Origin of the sequence: Streptomyces sp. NPDC047072, from assembly GCF_040643855.1 — a bacterium.
Lineage (GTDB): Bacteria > Actinomycetota > Actinomycetes > Streptomycetales > Streptomycetaceae > Streptomyces.
Genome location: NZ_JBEYVC010000095.1, coordinates 22,538 through 40,302 on the forward strand (window position 1 = coordinate 22,538; position 17,765 = coordinate 40,302).

Annotated in this window: 17 protein-coding genes; 4 read left to right on the top strand and 13 right to left on the bottom strand. The window is 72.6% G+C overall.

The genetic code is table 11. From position 1 onward, the window contains the following. The first annotated feature begins 22 nt into the window (after window positions 1–22). Window positions 23–1,405, top strand: a complete 1,383-nt coding sequence (locus tag ABZ896_RS32120) for an FAD-binding oxidoreductase (RefSeq protein ID WP_360936756.1) — start codon at window positions 23–25, stop codon at window positions 1,403–1,405. Here the strand turns inward: ABZ896_RS32120 and ABZ896_RS32125 are convergent. Continuing rightward, complete coding sequence (locus ABZ896_RS32125) at window positions 1,392–2,348, bottom strand: LLM class F420-dependent oxidoreductase (protein WP_360936758.1); 957 nt, start codon at window positions 2,346–2,348, stop codon at window positions 1,392–1,394. The genes ABZ896_RS32120 and ABZ896_RS32125 overlap by 14 nt on opposite strands. A 55-nt stretch (window positions 2,349–2,403) precedes the next feature. On the opposite strand from ABZ896_RS32125, the gene ABZ896_RS32130 reads away from it, so the two are divergent. After that, complete coding sequence (locus ABZ896_RS32130; RefSeq protein WP_360936760.1) at window positions 2,404–4,035, top strand: PucR family transcriptional regulator ligand-binding domain-containing protein; 1,632 nt, start codon at window positions 2,404–2,406, stop codon at window positions 4,033–4,035. A 7-nt stretch (window positions 4,036–4,042) separates the two neighbouring features. On the opposite strand, the gene ABZ896_RS32135 is transcribed toward ABZ896_RS32130, so the two are convergent. The 6 genes from ABZ896_RS32135 to ABZ896_RS32160 form a co-directional block, all read right to left on the bottom strand. Continuing rightward, window positions 4,043–5,179 carry a glycosyltransferase family 4 protein gene (locus ABZ896_RS32135; protein ID WP_360936762.1) on the bottom strand — a complete coding sequence of 379 codons (1,137 nt, stop codon included), beginning with the start codon at window positions 5,177–5,179 and terminating at the stop codon, window positions 4,043–4,045. A gap of 179 nt (window positions 5,180–5,358) precedes the next feature. Beyond that, complete coding sequence (locus tag ABZ896_RS32140; RefSeq protein ID WP_360936788.1) at window positions 5,359–5,994, bottom strand: hypothetical protein; 636 nt, start codon at window positions 5,992–5,994, stop codon at window positions 5,359–5,361. 50 nt (window positions 5,995–6,044) lie between these two features. Next, entirely contained in the window at window positions 6,045–7,763 is a 1,719-nt protein-coding gene (gene recN / locus ABZ896_RS32145) for a DNA repair protein RecN (protein WP_360936790.1), read from the bottom strand. Between the two features lie 160 nt (window positions 7,764–7,923). After that, window positions 7,924–8,829, bottom strand: a complete 906-nt coding sequence (locus ABZ896_RS32150) for an NAD kinase (RefSeq protein WP_360936764.1) — start codon at window positions 8,827–8,829, stop codon at window positions 7,924–7,926. Next, window positions 8,826–9,641 carry a TlyA family RNA methyltransferase gene (locus ABZ896_RS32155; RefSeq protein ID WP_360936766.1) on the bottom strand — a complete coding sequence of 272 codons (816 nt, stop codon included), beginning with the start codon at window positions 9,639–9,641 and terminating at the stop codon, window positions 8,826–8,828. Before ABZ896_RS32155 ends, ABZ896_RS32150 begins: the two co-directional genes overlap by 4 nt. Before the next feature lie 7 nt (window positions 9,642–9,648). After that, window positions 9,649–9,936: a hypothetical protein gene (locus tag ABZ896_RS32160; protein ID WP_360936768.1), complete on the bottom strand. Its 288-nt coding sequence runs from the start codon at window positions 9,934–9,936 to the stop codon at window positions 9,649–9,651. Between the two features lie 42 nt (window positions 9,937–9,978). Here ABZ896_RS32160 and ABZ896_RS32165 point away from each other — a divergent pair, with 42 nt between their 5' ends. Beyond that, entirely contained in the window at window positions 9,979–10,326 is a 348-nt protein-coding gene (locus tag ABZ896_RS32165) for an SCP2 sterol-binding domain-containing protein (protein WP_360936770.1), read from the top strand. A gap of 4 nt (window positions 10,327–10,330) precedes the next feature. Here the strand turns inward: ABZ896_RS32165 and ABZ896_RS32170 are convergent, their stop codons facing one another. From ABZ896_RS32170 to ABZ896_RS32185, 4 genes are all read right to left on the bottom strand, one after another. Continuing rightward, a complete protein-coding gene (locus ABZ896_RS32170) occupies window positions 10,331–11,176 on the bottom strand; it encodes an ABC transporter ATP-binding protein (protein WP_360936772.1) in 846 nt (281 codons plus the stop codon). Next, window positions 11,173–12,210 (bottom strand): iron chelate uptake ABC transporter family permease subunit, encoded by a 1,038-nt coding sequence (locus tag ABZ896_RS32175; RefSeq protein ID WP_360936774.1) that lies wholly within the window; start codon window positions 12,208–12,210, stop codon window positions 11,173–11,175. Before ABZ896_RS32175 ends, ABZ896_RS32170 begins: the two co-directional genes overlap by 4 nt. Next, window positions 12,207–13,250, bottom strand: coding sequence for an iron chelate uptake ABC transporter family permease subunit (locus tag ABZ896_RS32180; RefSeq protein ID WP_360936776.1), 1,044 nt, complete (start codon window positions 13,248–13,250; stop codon window positions 12,207–12,209). The genes ABZ896_RS32175 and ABZ896_RS32180 overlap by 4 nt, the downstream gene beginning before the upstream one ends. Window positions 13,251–13,332: 82 nt before the next feature. Then, complete coding sequence (locus ABZ896_RS32185) at window positions 13,333–14,361, bottom strand: HAD hydrolase-like protein (RefSeq protein WP_360936778.1); 1,029 nt, start codon at window positions 14,359–14,361, stop codon at window positions 13,333–13,335. 73 nt (window positions 14,362–14,434) lie between these two features. Between ABZ896_RS32185 and ABZ896_RS32190 the strand changes: the two genes are divergently transcribed. Beyond that, window positions 14,435–15,718 carry a DUF1015 domain-containing protein gene (locus tag ABZ896_RS32190; RefSeq protein ID WP_360936780.1) on the top strand — a complete coding sequence of 428 codons (1,284 nt, stop codon included), beginning with the start codon at window positions 14,435–14,437 and terminating at the stop codon, window positions 15,716–15,718. Window positions 15,719–15,773: 55 nt separating this feature from the next. Here ABZ896_RS32190 and ABZ896_RS32195 read toward each other — a convergent pair whose 3' ends face one another. Continuing rightward, window positions 15,774–16,544, bottom strand: coding sequence for a hypothetical protein (locus tag ABZ896_RS32195; RefSeq protein WP_360936792.1), 771 nt, complete (start codon window positions 16,542–16,544; stop codon window positions 15,774–15,776). Next, a partial coding sequence (locus ABZ896_RS32200; protein WP_360936794.1) for a hypothetical protein occupies window positions 16,436–17,765 on the bottom strand: 1,330 nt, incomplete at its 5' end. The genes ABZ896_RS32200 and ABZ896_RS32195, both read right to left, overlap by 109 nt.

The following is a 17,765-nucleotide window of genomic DNA, read 5'->3' on the forward strand; positions in this document are numbered from 1 at the left end:
CCTGCACGAAAGGGGGCGCCTCATGGCCTCCCCATCAAAGGCGGGCGCGGCCCTCGCCGCGCTGCGCGAGGATCTGGTCGGCGACGTGTTCGCCCCGGGTGATCCGGGCTACGACGAGGCCCGGACCGTCTTCAACTCGATGATCGACCGGCGGCCCGCGGTCATCGCGCAGTGCGTGAACGAGGACGACGTCGTACGGGCCGTGCGCTTCGGAAGAGACCTGGACATGCCCATCGCGGTGCGCGGCGGCGGGCACAGCGTCGCGGGCATGGCGCTCAACGACGGCGGCCTGGTCGTCGACCTCCGTCACCTGCGGACGGTCACCGTCGATCCGGCCTCCGAGGCGGTACGGGTCGCGGGCGGTGCCACGATGAGCGACCTGGACCGCGCCTGCCAGCCGCACGGCCTCGCCACGACCGGCGGCCGGGTCTCCACCACCGGGGTCGGCGGCTTCGTCCTCGGCGGTGGCTCCGGCTGGCTGGACCGCTGGTGCGGGCTCGCCGTCGACAACCTGCTCGGCGCCGACCTGGTCACCGCGGACGGCGAGCGGGTGCACGCGAGCGCCGACGAGAACACCGAGCTGTTCTGGGGGCTGCACGGCGGCGGCGGCAACTTCGGCATCGCCACCGCGCTCACCCTCAAGCTCCACGAACTGCCCGACTTCTCCATCGCGTTGGTGCTCTACCTCCCCGAGTTCGGTCCCGAGGTCGTGCGCACCTACCGCGAGCTGATCGCCGTCGGCCCGGACGAGGCGAGCGGCGGCACGATCTATCTCACCGGTCCGCCCGAGGAGTTCGTACCGCCGCATCTGGTCGGCACGCTGCTGTGCGCCGCGCTGCTCACCTACGCCGGTCCCGAGGACGAGATGCTCAAGCTGGCGGAGCCGCTGCTGGCCCTGCCGCACGAGGCGGCGGTCGTCGGGGCGATGCCGTACGCCGATGTCCAGTGCATGCTCGACGACCCGCCGGGGATGCGGAACTACTGGTCGGCGGAGTATCTGACGGGCGCGCCCGACGACTTCCTGGGCGTGTTCTGCGACCAGGGGCAGTCCGTGCCCGTGCCGACCGCCTCCATGCAGGTGCTGTTCCCGCTGGGCGGGGCCATCGCCGCCGGTCCGCACGAGTATCCGGTGCCCTACCGGGACTCGCCGTGGGCGGTGCATCCGTTCGCGATGTGGGAGGACCCGGCGCAGGACGGACAGTGCGTCCAGTGGGTCCGGGACGCGTGTGCCGCGGCGCGGCCGTGGAGCACGGGCGCGGTCTACCTCAACTTCATCGGCGACGAGGGCGCCGCGCGGGTCACGGCCGGAGTGGGCGCGGAGAACGCCGGACGGCTGGCCGCGCTGAAGCACCGGTACGACCCGGACAACGTCTTCCGCTTCAACCACAACATCAGACCGGCCTGAGCGCCTCCAGCGTACCTTCGCCACCCGGGTCGCCCGCGGTGGCCGGCACCAGGGCGATCTCGTCGAGCCCGGCCTCGGCATAGGCGTCGATCCGCCCCCGTACGGCGTCCAGGCCGCCCACCAGCCCGACCGTGCCCGCGGCCTCGGCGGGCAGGGCCCGCACCAGCGTCTCCCGGTCGGCCCCGCTCGCGGCGAGTTCCACCGCGTCCCCGAACCCGGCCGCGGTGAAGACCTCGCGGTAGCCCGGCACGGTCAGGTATCCGGCGATACCGGACAGCACCTGCGCGAGGGATTCCGGCTCCGGGTCGACGGCCGCGGGCAGCCAGGCGGCGAGCGTGGGCGCCGTACGCCCCGCTTTCTCCGCCGCCGCGTCCAGCTCCGCGCGCAACGCCCGCACCTGCTCGGGCGAGACCACGTCCAGCAGCATGCGGTCGGCGTGCGCGGCGGCGGTGGCGATCGCGCGGGGCCCGAACGCGGCCACGGTGAGCGGACCGCCGGGCGGTGGCAGGCGTCGACGGAAGGGGCTGCCGGGCACGACCGGTCCGCCCGGAGAGGCGTGCAGAAACCGTCGTACCGCTGCCGCGTGCTCCTCCAGTACCGCGGCGGGCCGCGCCCGGTGCCGGTGGTGCACGCCCTCGACCACCCGCTTGCTGGACGTGCCCAGCGCGACCCCGACCGGGCGGCCGACGAGAGCGGCGACCGAGGCGGCGCCCCGGGCCGAGGTGTACGGGTCGCGCACGTTCACCGGCACCGGCCCCGCGGTCAGCGCGACCCGCTCGGTGTCCCGCCCGATCGCCGTGGCGAGCACGAACGCGTCCCAGGTCGGCCCCTCGCCGGCCCACACCTCCCGGTACCCGAGCCGGTCGGCGACCGCCGCCACCCTGAGCGGCTCCTCGACCGGACTGTCGTCCTCCCGTGCCACGGCCACCACGCTGAAGTCCATGCCTCGGCCGCTACCCCGGCACGGCATCGGGCACGCCTCGGGTAGCGTCCGGCTCATGGACAGCGCTACGAGCAGCGGATTCGACACCCAGGGCGCCGGGATCACCGTGCAGCGGGCACTGGAGCTGCCCGGTCTGCGCAGCGGGCTCCCGGAGATCCTCGCGGGCGCGGACCGGCTGCACCGGACCGTGCGGTGGGTGCACGCGGGCGAGGTGCCCCACATCGCCTCCCTGCTGAAGGGCGGGGAGCTGCTGCTGACCACGGGCTACGGCCTCGGCACCCGTCCGGCCGAACAGCGCGCGTTCGTCCGTACCCTCGCCGAGCGCGGGATCGCCGCCCTGGTCGTGGAGCTGGGCCCGCGCTTCACACGCCTGCCCGCGACCCTCGTCGACACGGCCCGCGCGACCGGGCTGCCGCTGGTCCAGCTGCACCGCGAGGTGCCGTTCGTGACGGTCACCGAGGAGATCCACACCGAGATCGTCAACGGCCACTACGCGCTGCTCCAGCGGGCGGAGGAGGTGCACCGCCGCTGCACGGAGGCCCTCCTCGGCGGCGGCGGTGTCCCCCAGGTCCTCGGCATCCTCGCCGACTTCGGCGGCAACCCGGTCTTCCTGGAGACGCCCGACGGACGGCTCCTGTACGCCGCCGGGGAGGGCCCCGAGGGCGCCGACCCGCTCCAGGTCTGGGAGGGGCTGCGCGGCCAGCACAAGGACACCCCGCCGGCCGGCTCGGTCCTCGTGGACGTGCCCGGCGGCGGCCCGGGGACGGGGTCGGTACGGGCGCGGCTGGTGCTGCTGCCGGTACGGGCGCCGCTGGCCCCGGTGCACCGCATGGCGGCCGAGCGGGCGGCGGGCATCCTGGCCGTGGTGCTGATGCAGGCCCGTCAGGAGGAGGAGCTGGCGGCGCGCGGCCGCGGCGACTTCCTCACCGACCTCGCCGAGGGCCGCATCGCGGCGGAGGACGCGCCCGCGCAGGCGCGCGTGCTGGGCTTCAAGCCGGGCACCGGCCCGCTGCTGCCGGTGGTGATGCACCTCGGCTCCTCGGGCGGCGGCTGGGCGGTCCTGGCCCGCGCGGTCTCCGAGGAGCTGGCCTCGGTCGGGGTACCGGTCCTGCTGGGGGTACGACCCGTCGAGGGCCGTGTGCTGGTCCTCCTGGGCCTGCGCTCGGAGCCGGAGCGGCCGGCGGTCGCGGACCGGGTCGCGGCGGCGCTGCGGGCGGGCGTGGAGCGGGCCGGGATGCAGCGGCCCGGAGACCGGCCGCCGGTCGTGGTCGTCGGTGTCGCGGGCGGCTGGGCGGCGGCCTCGGCGGGCCTCAGACACGCGGCCGAGACGGCGACGGCGGCCCAGGGCCTGTCCGACCGCCTCTGGTACGACGCCCGCCGCCTCGACATCGACCTGCTGCTGTGGCGGCTGCGCGACCACCCGGACCTGGCGGCCTTCGTGGACCGCGCGATCGGCCCGCTGCGCGCCCACGACGACCGCTCCAAGCCGCCGCTGCTGCCCACCCTGGAGACCTACCTCGCGCACGCCGGCCGCAAGGCGGAGACCGCCCGCGAACTCCACCTCAACCGGCAGACCCTCTACAACCGCCTCGCCCGCATCGGGGAGTTGCTCGGCACGGACCTCGACGACCCGCAGACGGTCCTGGCGTTGAGCCTGGCACTGCGGGCCCGCCGGCACGTGCCCTAGCGTCTCCTCACAGGAGTGTGCGCGGCTGGGTCAACTCGTCGTAGACGCTGAGCACTTGGGCGACGGTCTCGTCCTCCGTCGGCCAGGTCGCCGCCTGTCGCACACCCCGCTCCACGAGCAGCTCCCGCCGCTCCAGATCACCGAGCAGTCGTACGACGGCGTCGGCGAGCGCCTTCGACTCGCCGTACGGGACGAGTTCGGCCGCGTCGCCGACCAGTTCGGGAATTCCGCCGACCGCGGTCGCGACGAGCGGCACGCGCGCGTGGAACGCCTCCTGGGCGAGCACGGAGCGCGCCTCCCACCGGCTGGGCAGCAGGGCGAGATCGGCGGCGGCGAGCAACTCGCCGATGTCCTCCCGCCGTCCGATGAGCCGGACGGGCAGCCCCTCTTCCTCGATACGGCTCTGCAGGACCGCCCGCAGCGGCCCCTCGCCCGCGACGACGACCAGCGGCACGGGGTCGAGCCGGCACCACGCGTGCGTGGCGTCCAGCAGCGTCTCGTAGCCCCGGTGCCGCTCCAGTGCCCCGACCGCCATCAGCAACGGCCGCCCGGTGGCGCCGAGTTCGGCCCGCACCTTGGCCCGCAGCCGGTCGGGGTCCTCCCGCTCGACGGTCCCGCGGGACCCGGGCAGGGCGACCGCGGCGAGGCGGGCGTCCCGGGCGCCGGTCCGGCGGGCGCGGTCCACGAGGACGGACGTGGAACCGAGGACCACGGAGGCGGCCTTCACGACCCGCCGCTCCAACAGGCGTACGAAGTGGGCGCGCGCGCCTTCCGCGTACGCCCGGTCGTGCCAGGTGACGACGAGCGGGGTCTGCCGTCCGCTGAGTGCGAGCACGGCGCGGAAGGAGGCGTGCAGGCCGTGTGCGTGCACCAGGTCGGCGTCCGTGCAGGCGGCCCGGAGCGCGGCCACGGATCCCGGGTCGCTGCTGCGGGGGATGTGCACGTGTTCGGCACCGGCGCCGGTGAAGTCGTAGGCGCGATCCGCCTCTGCGGGGGCGCACACCGTGACCCGCACGCCCCGTGCGACCAGCCCCGAGGTGAGAGAGCGCACATGCGCGCTGCTGCCGGCGTTGCCGCCGCCCAGCACCTGCACGGTGCGCAGCGACAACTGGCCGTGCGGTGAGGGGCTGCTCACGGGGGTCACGTGGCCGGGGCTCCTGGTTCGGCGTCGGGCGGTCACGAGGAAACGTACAGAAGGTATCGAGCGGAGGGGTGTACCGCGCGCTTCCTACGCGTGACGGGTTCCCCCCCAAGGATGCCAGCACGTACGGGTGTTCCGGGAATGCGCAGATCAGGGAGGGGGTGCGTGGCGCAGAGGGTCACTCACAAGAGTGAGGCCAGGGATCCGACCTGTCTTTTAGGGGCGCGGGGAACTGCGCGACAAGCCCCCACCGGCCGTAAGCCGACATACGACTCATGTGTCCCCACATCCCCGATCATCACCCGCGCACCGAGGTCATCCGGCAGCACGGCCCCCGCACCGCCCACGGCCACCGCGGCCGACTCCGACCGCACCATCCCCGGCACCCCGAGCACGGCCACCACCCCGGCCGCCCGACCGGGCCGTACATCCACCAGGTTCACGAAATGCGCGGCCCCGGCGATGACCACACCGGCCAGCACCTTGTCGAGAACCCGCTCCTTCATCAGCGCGCCCGCCACCAGCCCGGCCGCCGAAATCCCGAACAACTTGACCGCCCCGCTGGTGACTTCACCGTCCCGCAGTGCGGCCAGATGCTCCCGGAACCCCCGCCTGTGGTCCCCGGCGACATCGTCGTAGGCCCCACAGAGCCCCGCGACACCGACGGCAAGCCCCGCGGCAGGACGCACCCGTCCCACCCCCAGGGTCACCGCGAGGGCGACCGCGGGCCCGGCGTACAACTCCACCGTCCGCCCGGCGTAGTTGGTCCGCTCCCACCCCTCCCGCCCACCCGGCGCTGTGGCCCGCAGGACCGACATGCCGACGCGGGTCAGGGCGGCGGTGAGCCCGAGGGACGCCCCCGCAGACCTCACGCGTCCGCCCTGGCCGTCGCCAGCAGCTCCTCCGCATGGGCCCGTGCCGTCTCGGAGTCCTCCTGGCCGGCCAGCATCCGGGACAACTCCCGTACCCGCTCCTCGCCTTCGAGGACCTTCACGCCGGACCGCGTCACGGACCCGTCGTTGGTCTTCTCGACGAGCAGCTGCCGGTCGGCGAACGCGGCGACCTGCGGAAGGTGTGTCACGACGACGACCTGCGCGGTCTTCGCGAGCCGCGCGAGCCGGCGCCCGATCTCGACCGCCGCCTTGCCGCCGACTCCGGCGTCGACCTCGTCGAAGAGATACGTCGGCACGGGATCCGTCCCCGCGAACACGACCTCGACGGCCAGCATCACGCGCGAGAGCTCACCGCCGGACGCGCCCTTGGCGATGGGCCGCGGCGGAGCGCCCGGGTGCGGGGCGAGCAGCAGTTCGACCTCGTCGACACCGGACGGCCCGTAGGCGACGGGACGCCCGTCGACCTCCACGCCCTCCGGGTCCTCGGTCTGGCGGAGGGAGAAGGACACGCGCGCGTGGGGCATCGCGAGCGACGCCAGCTCCGCCGTCACCGCCGCCGCGAACCGCTCCGCTGCCTCGGTCCGCGCGTCCGTCAACGCCTGCGCCAGCCCGCCCAGTTCGCTCCGCAGCGCGTCCCGCTCGGCGGCCAGCTCCTCGATCCGCTCGTCGTCGCTGTCGAGTTCGGTCAGGCGCGCGGCGCTCTGCTCGGCCCAGCCGAGCACCGCGGCGACGTTCTCGCCGTACTTCCGCGTCAGCGCGGTGAGTGCGGCCCGCCGCTCCTCGACGGCCGCCAGCCGCAGCGGATCGGCGTCGAGGTCGTCGGCGTACCCGGCCAGCTCCCCCGCCACATCGCCGAGCAGGATCCCGATCTCCCCGATCCGGTCCGCGAGCGCGGCCAGGGCGGGGTCGTAGGACCGTACGGCGTCCAGGGCCCGCTGGGCCCCCGCGACGAGCGTGGTGGCGTCGATGCCCTCGGGGTCCTCGGGGTTGCCCGCGAGGGCGGCGTGCCCGGCCGTGGCGGCCGACGACAGCGCCTCCGCGTGCCCGAGCCGCTCCGCCTCCTCCGCCAGCTCCACGTCCTCACCGGCCCGCGGCTCGACGCCGGCGATCTCGTCGAGGCCGTACCGCAGCATGTCGGCTTCCTGGGCCCGCTCACGCGCGCGCGTGACGATCTCCTCCAGCTCGACGGAGACGGCCCGCAGCCGCCGGTACGCCTCGCCGTACTTGGCCAGCGGCCCCGCGACGGCGTCCCCGGCGTACCGGTCGAGCGCCTGGCGCTGCCGGGTGAGCTTCAGCAGCCCCTGCTGGTCGGTCTGCCCGTGCACGGCGACCAGTTCGTCGGCGAGCTCGGCCAGCACCCCCACGGGCACCGACCGCCCGCCCAGATGCGCCCGGGACCGCCCTTCGGCGGAAACGGTACGGCTGATCAGCAGCGCACCGTCGTCCAGCTCGGCCCCGGCCTCCTCGGCCCGTACGGCGACCGGGTCCCCGGCGGACACGGTGATCCGCCCTTCCACGACCGCTTTCTCGGCCCCGATCCGCACGAGCGCCGCATCGGCCCGCCCACCGAGCAACAGCCCGAGGCTGGTGACCACCATGGTCTTGCCCGCACCCGTCTCACCGGTGACAGCCGTGAACCCGGGCGACAGTTCGACGACAGCGTCATCGATGACTCCGAGCGACCGTATCCGCATCTCTTCCAGCACGGTGAAGACCTTACGAGGTCCAGCCAAGGAGATGCGAGGCCCCCTAGTCACTCGGGCGAGTGGAGGTTTTTAGGGGCGCGGGGAACTGCGCGAGCAACCACGAACCACCAGCAGCCGCCCACGCTCCGCAACCACCCCCCACAGATGGCTAGTGAGGCGCCCCCCGCCACCCGGAAACCGGCAACGCGAACTTCGCCACCAGCCGATCCGTGAACGACGCATGATGCAACCGAGCCAACCGCACCGGCACAGCCCCCCGCCGCACCTCAACCCGCGCCCCCGGCGGCAACTCGAACGTCCGCCGCCCGTCACACCAGAGAACCCCCGGCGGAATGTGCGGCAACAACTCCACCGCCAGCACAGAGTTCGGCGAGGTCACCAACGGCTTCGCGAACAACGCGTGCGCGGAGATCGGCACCATCAACAACGCCTCGACCTCAGGCCACACCACAGGCCCACCCGCGGAGAACGCATACGCCGTGGACCCGGTAGGCGTCGACAGCACGATCCCGTCACACCCGAACCCCGTGACCGGCCGCCCATCGATCTCAAGGACAACCTCAAGCAGCTTCTCCGCACCGGCCTTCTGAACAGCCGCCTCGTTCAAAGCCCAGTCCGTATGAACGATGTCCCCGTTCCGATGAACGACGACATCAACAGTCATCCGCTCCTCGACCTCGTACGACCTGGACACCACCCGGTCGACGACCTTGTCGAGATCGTCCCGCTCGGCCTCCGCGAGGAACCCCACGCTCCCGAGGTTGACGCCCAGCATCGGCACCCCGGACGCGCGCGCGAACTCGGCCCCCCGCAGCAGCGTCCCGTCCCCGCCGAGCACGATCAGCAGCTCGCACCCTTCGAGGCACTGCGCGGTCGCCTCCTTGACGAGTTCCACCTCTTCGGGCAGCGGCAGATCATGGGCCTCGTACTCCAGGACGCGGACACCGATGCCCTCCCGCAGCAACCCCTTGACCACCAGTTCGGCACTGCGGATCGCCGCGGGCCGCCCGGTGTGGGCCAGCAGGAAAACCGTACGAGATGAGTTCTGTGTCAACGCGGCCCCTCCGCCACTGCACGGTCAACATCGGCCGGGTCCAGGGCGGGTGCCCCGGCTCGCAGCCACAGAAAGTACTCGACATTGCCCGAAGGGCCGGGCAACGGACTGGCCGTGACCCCCTCGACCCCGAGCCCGAGTTCTCCCGCCTTCTCGGCCACACCGCGCACGGCGTCGGCCCGCAACTGGGTACTGCGGACCACCCCGCCGCTGCCCAGCCGCTCCTTCCCCACCTCGAACTGTGGCTTGACCATCATCACCAGATCGGCATCCGGCTTCGTACACCGCACCAGGGCGGGCAGCACCAGGCCGAGCGGGATGAAGGACAGATCCCCCACGACAAGATCCACTGGTTCCCCATCGATCGCTTCGAGCGTCAACTCGCGTACGTTCGTACGGTCCTTGACGGTGACGCGTTCATCGCTCTGGAGAGACCATGCGAGTTGTCCGTATCCGACGTCCACGGCGACGACGTGCGCGGCCCCGGCGCGCAGCAGCACATCGGTGAATCCGCCGGTGGACGCGCCGGCGTCCAGCGCCCGCCGCCCCTCGACGACGAGCCCGCGCGGTACGAACGCCTGGAGCGCGCCCGCAAGCTTGTGCCCGCCCCGGGACACGTAGTCGGGATCGCCGTCGTCGCTCTGCACCACGATCGCGGCCGCGGTCTCCACCTGGGTGGCGGGCTTGGTCGCGACGGTCTTGCCGACGGTGACCCGCCCGGCCGCGATCAGCTGGCTGGCGTGCTCGCGCGAGCGCGCGAGCTTGCGGCGCACCAGCTCCGCGTCCAGACGACGACGTGCGACTCCTGCCACGTTCGGTTCAGCTCCTGTTTTGGTACGGCTTCTGGTACGACGGTGAGGGCGCCGGAGGTCCCGGGCGGGCGTCGAGCGCGGTGAGCGCGTCGCGCAGCCCTCGGTGTACATCCTCGTACACCTCGACGTGTCCGTCGGTGGCGAGGTGATCGGTATCGCCGAGCCGCTCCAGCTGGGCGTCGACCCCGGCGTCGCCGGTGGGGGTGCGGGGCACGTTCAGAGGCGCGGGGGCGGCCGGGTCGTCCTCGGGTTCGGCCGCGACCTCTTGTGAAGGCTCTGGAACTGCGTCGCTCATGCCCAGACGCTACCCCGAACCGCTGGGGTACCGTCGATCGCGATGGCCACGATCGAGGAGTGCCGCGCCGCACTCGAGAAGCTCTCCGACTCCATGCAGCACGCCGAGGGGGACGTCGCCGCGGCGGCGTCCATGGACCGCTCCGTGAGCTGCCGTATCACCGACCTCGACGTCACCTTCGTCGGCCGGATGACCGGCGGCCGGATCGTGGTGCACGACACCCTCCAGGGCCCTCCGAAGGAGAAGGCCCAGATCAGGCTGGCCCTGTCCGGCGACGACCTGGTGGCCCTGGTGAACGGCGAGCTGAACTTCGCCAAGGCCTGGGGCTCGGGCCGGGTGAAGCTGGAGGCGGGCCTGAGGGACCTGTTCCAGCTCAGGAAGCTTCTGTAGGCCTTTACGCCTTTTCTACGGCGTCCACGCGCGCGCGTGCCTTCCGCGCCGCCGGCACCACCAGCGGTGTCCCCGTCTCCGGGTCGTCGATGACCTGGCAGCGCAGCCCGAAGACCTCCTCGACCAGCTCGGCTGTGACGATCTCGTTCGGCGACCCCTCGGCGATGATCTTCCCGCTCTTCAGCGCGATGAGATGGGTCGCGTACCGGGCCGCGTGGTTGAGGTCGTGCAGGACGGCGACGAGCGTGCGGCCCTGCTCCTCGTGGAGTTCGGCGCAGAGGTCGAGGACGTCGATCTGGTGCTGGATGTCGAGGTAGGTGGTCGGCTCGTCGAGGAGTAGCAGCGGGGTCTGCTGGGCGAGCGCCATGGCGATCCACACGCGCTGCCGCTGACCGCCGGACAGCTCGTCGACGTACCGGTCCGCGAGTTCCGCGACCCCGGTCTGGGTCATCGACTCCTGGACGACCCGCTCGTCCTCGGTGGACCACTGGCGCAGGATGCCCTGGTGGGGGTAGCGGCCGCGGCCGACGAGGTCGGCGACGGTGATCCCGTCCGGCGCGATCGAGGACTGCGGGAGCAGACCGAGGGTGCGGGCGACCTTCTTGGCCGGCATCGACTGGATGACCTGCCCGTCCAGCAGCACCTTGCCCTGGCTGGGCTTCAGCATCCGGGAGAGGGCCCGCAGCAGTGTCGACTTGCCGCACGCGTTCGGGCCGACGATCACCGTGAAGGAGTTGTCGGGTATCTCCACCGACAGCTCCTCGGCGATGACCCGCTGGTCGTAGGCGAGGGTGACGGTGTCGGCGGACAGGCGGTTCACGGTGCTCCTTGTGCTCCTCGGGGTGTTCATATCCGGCCCGCCCTGCGCTCGGTGACCAGCAGCCACAGCAGGTAGACACCGCCGAGGACGCCGGTGACCACACCGACGGGCAGCTGGTCGGCGCCGAAGACCTTCTGTGAGATCCAGTCGGAGGCGACCAGGAGGGTCGCGCCCATGCACATCGACGGCAGCAGGTTGGGGCCGGGCGACCGGGTCAGGCGGCGGGCCAGCTGCGGCGCGGTGAGCGCGACGAAGCTGACCGGTCCGGCGGCCGCGGTGGCGGCGGCGGTGAACAGGACGGCGGCCACGAGCAGCAGCAGCCGTACCCGCTCGACGCGCACGCCCAGGGCGTTCGACACGTCGTCGCCCATCTCCATCATCCGCAGGCCGCGCGCGTTGGCGAGGACGAACGGGACGAGGACCGCGCAGAGCCAGAGCAGCGGCCAGACCTGGTCCCAGTCCCGGCCGCTGAGCGAGCCGGTCATCCAGACGACGGCCTGGGCGGCCTCGGTGAGCGTGGACTTGGTCAGCAGATAGCCGTTGACGGCCGTGACGACCGCGGAGACGCCGATGCCGACGAGCACGAGCCGGTAGCCGTGCACGCCCTGCTTCCAGGCGAGCAGATAGATGGCGAGCCCCGTCGCCAGACCGCCCACCAGGGCGCCGGTGGTGATCTGCGCGGAGTTCCCGGAGAACAGCACGATCATTGTGAGCGCCCCGGCCGTCGCTCCCTGGGAGAGTCCGAGCACGTCCGGACTGCCCAGCGGATTGCGGGAGATGGCCTGGAAGAGGGCGCCGCCGAGGCCGAGCGAGGCGCCGACCAGGAGTCCGACGAGGACCCGCGGCAGCCGCAGCTCGTTGACGATGAACTCCTGCCCCGCGTTGCCGTTCCCGAACAACGTCTTCAGTACGTCCCCGGCCGGGATCGGGAAGTCGCCGGTGCCGATCAGCACGACGCTCGCGGTGAGCGCGGCGACCAGGATCATGGCGACGACGACGGTGGCCCGCACGTCGAGCCTGACCGAGAGCCCGCCGGGGGTCCTGATGGCACGGTTGGTCCTCACAGCTGGGCCGTCCTCCGCCGTCGTACGAGAAGAATGAAGACCGGCCCGCCGATGAGCGCGGTGACGATGCCGACCTGGATCTCCGCAGGCCGGGCGACGATCCGCCCGATGACGTCGGAGCCGAGCAGCAGCACGGGCGACAGGATCGTCGCGTACGGCAGGATCCAGCGCAGGTCGGGGCCGGTGAAGGAGCGCACGATGTGCGGGACCATCAGACCGACGAACACGATCGGGCCGCAGGCGGCGGTCGCGGCCCCGCACAGCACGACCGCGGCGAGCATGGCCAGCGCCCGGGTGCGGTTGAGGTTGGCGCCGAGCGCCTTGGCGGTGTCGTCGCCCATCTCCACGGCGTTGAGCGGCCGGGCGAGCGCGAGCGCGAGGACCGTGCCGACCGCGAGGAAGGGCAGCACCTGGAGGATGGTCGAGTCCGTCGCCGAGGACAGTGAACCGACCGTCCAGAAGCGCATCTTGTTCAGTGCCGCGTCGTCCGTGATCATCACGGCCTGGAGGTAGCCGTACAGCGCCGCGCTGATCGCCGTACCGGCCAGCGCGAGCCGGACCGGGGTGGCGCCGCGGCTGCCGCCGAGGAACCAGACCAGGGCGCCGACCGCGGCCGCGCCGAGGAACGCGAACCACACGTAGCCGCGCAGCGAAGTGACGCCGAAGAACGTGATCGCGGTGACCACCGCGGCGGACGCGCCCGCGTTGATGCCGAGCAGCCCCGGGTCGGCCAGCGGGTTGCGGGTCAGCGCCTGGAGCACCGCGCCGGACAGGCCGAGCGCGGCACCGGCGAGCAGCCCGAGAACGGTCCGCGAGAGCCGGTCGGCCACCACGACGTCGGCGTACGTCCCCGTGTCCTGGAACAGCCCGTGCCAGACCTGTTCGACGGACAGCCCCTTCGCGCCGACGGCGATGCTCGCCACCGCGACGGCCAAGAGGATCGCCGCGGAGACGAAGAGTCCGAGGGCTCGGGTCACCCGGCGGGTCGGGGGCGCGGGGGCGGTCTCCGCGCGCTGTTCGGGAGGACTGTCGACCAACACGTGGTTAGGTTAGCCTACCCTCCGAACCGGCCACGATACCGAGGCCGGAACGCAGGCGGACCCACAGGAACAGGCAGTGGTTTCAGAGCCCCAGCCTCGCCAGCGCCTTCCCCGTGTCCAGCTCGCACACACCCTCCCCTGCCGCCGTCCAGGCCGCCGCGCACAGCGCCCGCAGACCGTCCAACGCCTCGCCGTCACCGTCGAGTTCGAGCCGTTCGGGTCCGGCCACCGCGGTCCAACCTCCGCACCGGAAGCCCTGCGACGCCTCCGTCACCTCCGGCTGTCCCGTGAGCAGCCCCCGCAGATCGGCGTCCACATACGTCGGCCGGTGCTGCGGCGGCGCGGCCAGCAGCTGGGCGCCGTCCGTGACGCCGGTGAGCACGAGCAGCGAGTCCACCTCGCCGTTGAACGCCCCCTCGATGTCGGTGTCCAGCCGGTCCCCGACCACCAGCGGCCGCTTCGCGCCGGTCCGCAGGATCGTCTCCCGGTGCATCGGCGGCAGCGGCTTCCCCGCGACCTGCGGCTCCGCACCGGTCGCGATCCGCACGACCTCCACCGCCGCGCCGTTGCCCGGCGCGATCCCCCGTCCGCTCGGAATCGTGAGATCGGTGTTGGACGCGAACCAGGGCACCCCGCGCGCGACGGCATAGCTCGCCTCGGCGAACCGCCCCCAGGGCAGGTCGGGCCCGCCGAAGCCCTGGACGACCGCCGCCGGGTTGTCGTCCGCCGACTCCACGGGCTCAAGACCCCGCTCCCGCAGCGCCACCCGCAGCCCCTCGCCCCCGATCACGAGCACCCGCGCACCCGTCGGCACCTGCTCGCTGATCAGCCGCGCGACCGCCTGCGCGGAGGTGATGACGTCATCGGCCCCCGTCGGTATGCCCAGCTCGCTGAGGTGCTCGGCGACGGTGTCGGGCGTCCGCAGCGCGTTGTTGGTGACATACGCGAGATGCATACCGCCCTCACGCGCGACGGCGAGCGACTCGACGGCGTGCGCGATCGCGTTCCCACCCGCGTACACCACCCCGTCCAGGTCGAGCAGCGCGGTGTCGTACGCCTCGCTCAGGGCCTGTCCACTGCCCGCGGGCCTCGTCCTGACACCCTGGCTCATTCCGCATCGCTCCTCGTTCGACGGCCTTTCCCCCGATCATCCCTCACGCCACTGACACCCGTACGATGCCGGGATGAACACAGCAGGTCACCCGGAAGCAACGGCGCCCCGAGGCCTGGAACTCACCCCGTTCCGAGGCCTCCGCTACGACCCCGACCGGGTCGGCAGCCTGGCGGCCGTCACTTCCCCGCCGTACGACGTCGTGGTCCGCCCCGACGGCCTGCACCAGCTCCAGTCGAACGACCCGTACAACATCGTGCGACTGATCCTCCCCCAGGCCACCACCCCGGCCGAGCGCAACGACCAGGCGGCCCGCACCCTGCGTCGCTGGCTCGCCGAGGGCATCCTGGCCGCCGACCCCGAACCCGGTTTCTACGTCTACGAACAGCACGACGACGCCGGCCTCCTCCAACGCGGCATCATCGGCACGCTGCGCCTCTCGGAGCCTTCGGAAGGTGTGGTCCTGCCACACGAGGACGTCATGCCTCATGTGGTCGCCGACCGCGCGGCCCTGATGCGCGCCACCTCGGCGAACCTCGAACCCCTGCTCCTCACCTACCGCGGCAACGGCTCCACGGCCGCCCTGGTGGAACACACGGCGGAGCAGCCCCCGCTCCTGTCCACGACCACCGAGGACGGCTACAGCCACCGCCTGTGGTCGATCACCGACCCCGCCGAAGTGGCCCGCGTCCAGGCGGACCTGGGCCGGCACCAGGCCCTCATCGCCGACGGCCACCACCGCTGGGCGACGTACCGCCGTCTACGCGCGGAGCACCCCTCCCCCAGCCCCTGGGACTACGGCCTAGTCCTCCTCGTCGACACGGCCCGCTACCCGCTCCGCGTCCGCGCCATCCACCGCCTCCTGCACGGCCTGCCGGTGGCCGAGGCCCTGGCCCCCCTGGACGGCCTGTTCCGCATACGGCAGCTGAACACCCCCTTGGCGGAAGCCCTGGAGACCCTCGCGGACGCGGCCTGCGCCGGCAACGCCTTCCTCCTGGCCGGCGACGGCACCTTCCACCTCCTGGACCGCCCCGACCCGGACCTGCTCGCCCGCACGATCCCCACGGACCGCCCGCCCGCCTGGCGCACCCTGGACGCCACGGTCCTGCACGCCACCCTCCTCGACCACGTCTGGCACATCCCCGAAGACGACCCGACCCGCATCGCCTACATCCACGACACCGCGGCCACGGTCGAGAAGGCGGAACGCGACGGCGGTACGGCGGTCCTGATGCACCCGGTCCGCGAGGAGGTCGTACGCGACCTGGCCCGCCAGGGCGTCACGATGCCCCGCAAGTCGACGTCCTTCGGCCCGAAACCGGCATCGGGCCTGGTCCTGCGCGCGCTGGACGTATGAAACGAGGAGGGGCGGGGCCCCGGTCACCGGGATCCCGCCCCACTCTTCATGCCACTCAGTCGTCGAGGTCGTCCTTGTCGTCGTCCTCTACGGCCTTCTCGGCGGCGTCGGTCACGACCTCGCCCTCGTCGTCGTCACCCTCGTTGCCGTCGAAGGCGTCCACGAACTCGACCCCGTCCAGCTCGGCGAGCCGGTCGGAGGCGTCGGTGCTGCTGTCCTTGTCGGACTCCACGGCCTTGGCGAACCACTCCCGCGCCTCGCCCTCCCGCCCGGCGGCGAGCAGCGCGTCGGCGTAGGCGTACCGCAGACGGGCGGTCCATGGCTGCACGGAGTTGGAGGCCAGCTCGGGGCTCTGCAGCGTCACGATCGCCGCGTCCAGCTGCCCCATGTCCCGCCGGGCCCCGGCCGCGACCAGCCGCATCTCCACCTGGCCGGCCTTGTCGAGCTTCTGCACCTCGGGCGCCCCGGCCATGTCCAGCGCCTTCTCCGGCCGCCCGAGCCCACGCTCGCAGTCGGCCATGACCGGCCACAGCTCAGCGGACCCGGTCATCCGCCGCGCGGCCCGGAACTCGGCGAGCGCCTCGGAGTACTTCTGGTTCGCGTACGCCGCGAACCCGGCCGCCTCCCGTACGGCGGCGACACGCGACGCGAGCCGCAGGGCCACCTTGGAGTAGCCGTAGGCCCGCTCGGGCTCCTCGTCGATGAGCCGCGCGACCATCACCAGGTTCTTGGCGACATCCTCGGCAAGCCCCTTCGGCAGGCTCTGCAGCTCCTGCCGTACGTCCTTGTCGATCTCGTCGCCCGTGACGTCCTCGGGGATCGGCAGCCGCTTGATCGGCTCACGGTCCCGGTCCCGCTCGTCCCGGAACCGCCCACCGCCACGGCGATCGTCGCCGCCGCGCCGGTCGTCCCGCCCACGGAACCCACCGGGCCGCCCACCACGGTCATCCCTGCGGGGGCCACCACGCCCGCCACGGTCGTCACGCTGTCCGTAGCCACCGCCACCACCGCGGTTGTCGTCACGACGGCTGTCGTCCCGACGGAAACCACCACGATCACCACCGCGGTTGTCATCGCGCCGGAACCCGCCACGGTCACCACGCTCACCGCGGTTGTCATCCCGGCGGAAGCCGCCACGGTCCCCACGCTCACCGCGGTTGTCATCGCGACGGTCGTTGTCACGACGGAAGCCGCCACGGTCCCCGCGGTCGTCACCGCGCCGATCGTCACGTCGGTCGTCACGTCGGTCTTCGCGGCGCTCGTAGCCGCCGCGGTTGTCGTCCCGACGGAAACCACCGCGATCACCGCGATCCCCACGGTCACCGCGGTCGTCGCGACGGAAGCCACGGTCCCGGTCATCGCCACGAGGCGCGCGATCACGGTCGTCACGCCGGCCGTAGCCACCGCCACCACCGCGGTTGTCGTCACGCCGGAAGCCACCACGGTCCCCGCGGTCGTCGCGCCGATCGTCGCGACGGAAGGCAGGCCGATCGCCGTCGCGCCGGAACCCGCGGTCACGGTCGCGGTCGTCTCGGCGGGGCCCAGCCGGGCGGTCGTCACGACGGAACGCGGGGCGAGCCCCACGGTCGCCTTCACGGCGGTCGTCGCGTCGGTCGTCACGCCGGCCGTAGCCACCGCCACCACCGCGGTTGTCATCACGCCGGAAGCCACCGCGGTCCCCACGCTCACCGCGGTTGTCATCGCGACGGTCGTCACGGCGGGCGTAACCACCACCACGGTTGCCGCCACGGTCGTTGTCCCGGCGGTCACTGCCACCGCGGTTGTCGTCCCGGCGGAAGCCACCACGGTCCCCTCGGTAACCGCGATCGCCGCGGTCACCACCGTCCCGTCGCCGCTGGTCGCGCTCCGGTCGGTCGTCGGGAGAGTTGGTGGACATGGTGACTCCTGTCTTAGGTACCGCAAGCATTCTAAAAACAAAAGGACCCCTGGTCCCAGCTGAACGCTGGGACCAGGGGTCCTCCCGGCCCGGTGGAACTCGGCCAGGGCCTGCGATCCGCCGGCCTCGCGCAGTGCCTGGTAGCCCTCC

Bases quoted from the DNA above. Each gene is read 5' to 3' on its own strand.
- ABZ896_RS32125 (WP_360936758.1), bottom strand. From the start codon at position 2,348: ATGGACTTCAGCGTGGTGGCCGTGGCACGGGAGGACGACAGTCCGGTC.
- ABZ896_RS32130 (WP_360936760.1), top strand. From the start codon at position 2,404: ATGGACAGCGCTACGAGCAGCGGATTCGACACCCAGGGCGCCGGGATC.
- ABZ896_RS32170 (WP_360936772.1), bottom strand. From the start codon at position 11,176: ATGAACACCCCGAGGAGCACAAGGAGCACCGTGAACCGCCTGTCCGCC.
- ABZ896_RS32160 (WP_360936768.1), bottom strand. From the start codon at position 9,936: ATGAGCGACGCAGTTCCAGAGCCTTCACAAGAGGTCGCGGCCGAACCC.
- ABZ896_RS32120 (WP_360936756.1), top strand. From the start codon at position 23: ATGGCCTCCCCATCAAAGGCGGGCGCGGCCCTCGCCGCGCTGCGCGAG.
- recN (WP_360936790.1), bottom strand. From the start codon at position 7,763: ATGCGGATACGGTCGCTCGGAGTCATCGATGACGCTGTCGTCGAACTG.
- ABZ896_RS32190 (WP_360936780.1), top strand. From the start codon at position 14,435: ATGAACACAGCAGGTCACCCGGAAGCAACGGCGCCCCGAGGCCTGGAA.
- ABZ896_RS32165 (WP_360936770.1), top strand. From the start codon at position 9,979: ATGGCCACGATCGAGGAGTGCCGCGCCGCACTCGAGAAGCTCTCCGAC.
- ABZ896_RS32140 (WP_360936788.1), bottom strand. From the start codon at position 5,994: ATGTCGGTCCTGCGGGCCACAGCGCCGGGTGGGCGGGAGGGGTGGGAG.
- ABZ896_RS32185 (WP_360936778.1), bottom strand. From the start codon at position 14,361: ATGAGCCAGGGTGTCAGGACGAGGCCCGCGGGCAGTGGACAGGCCCTG.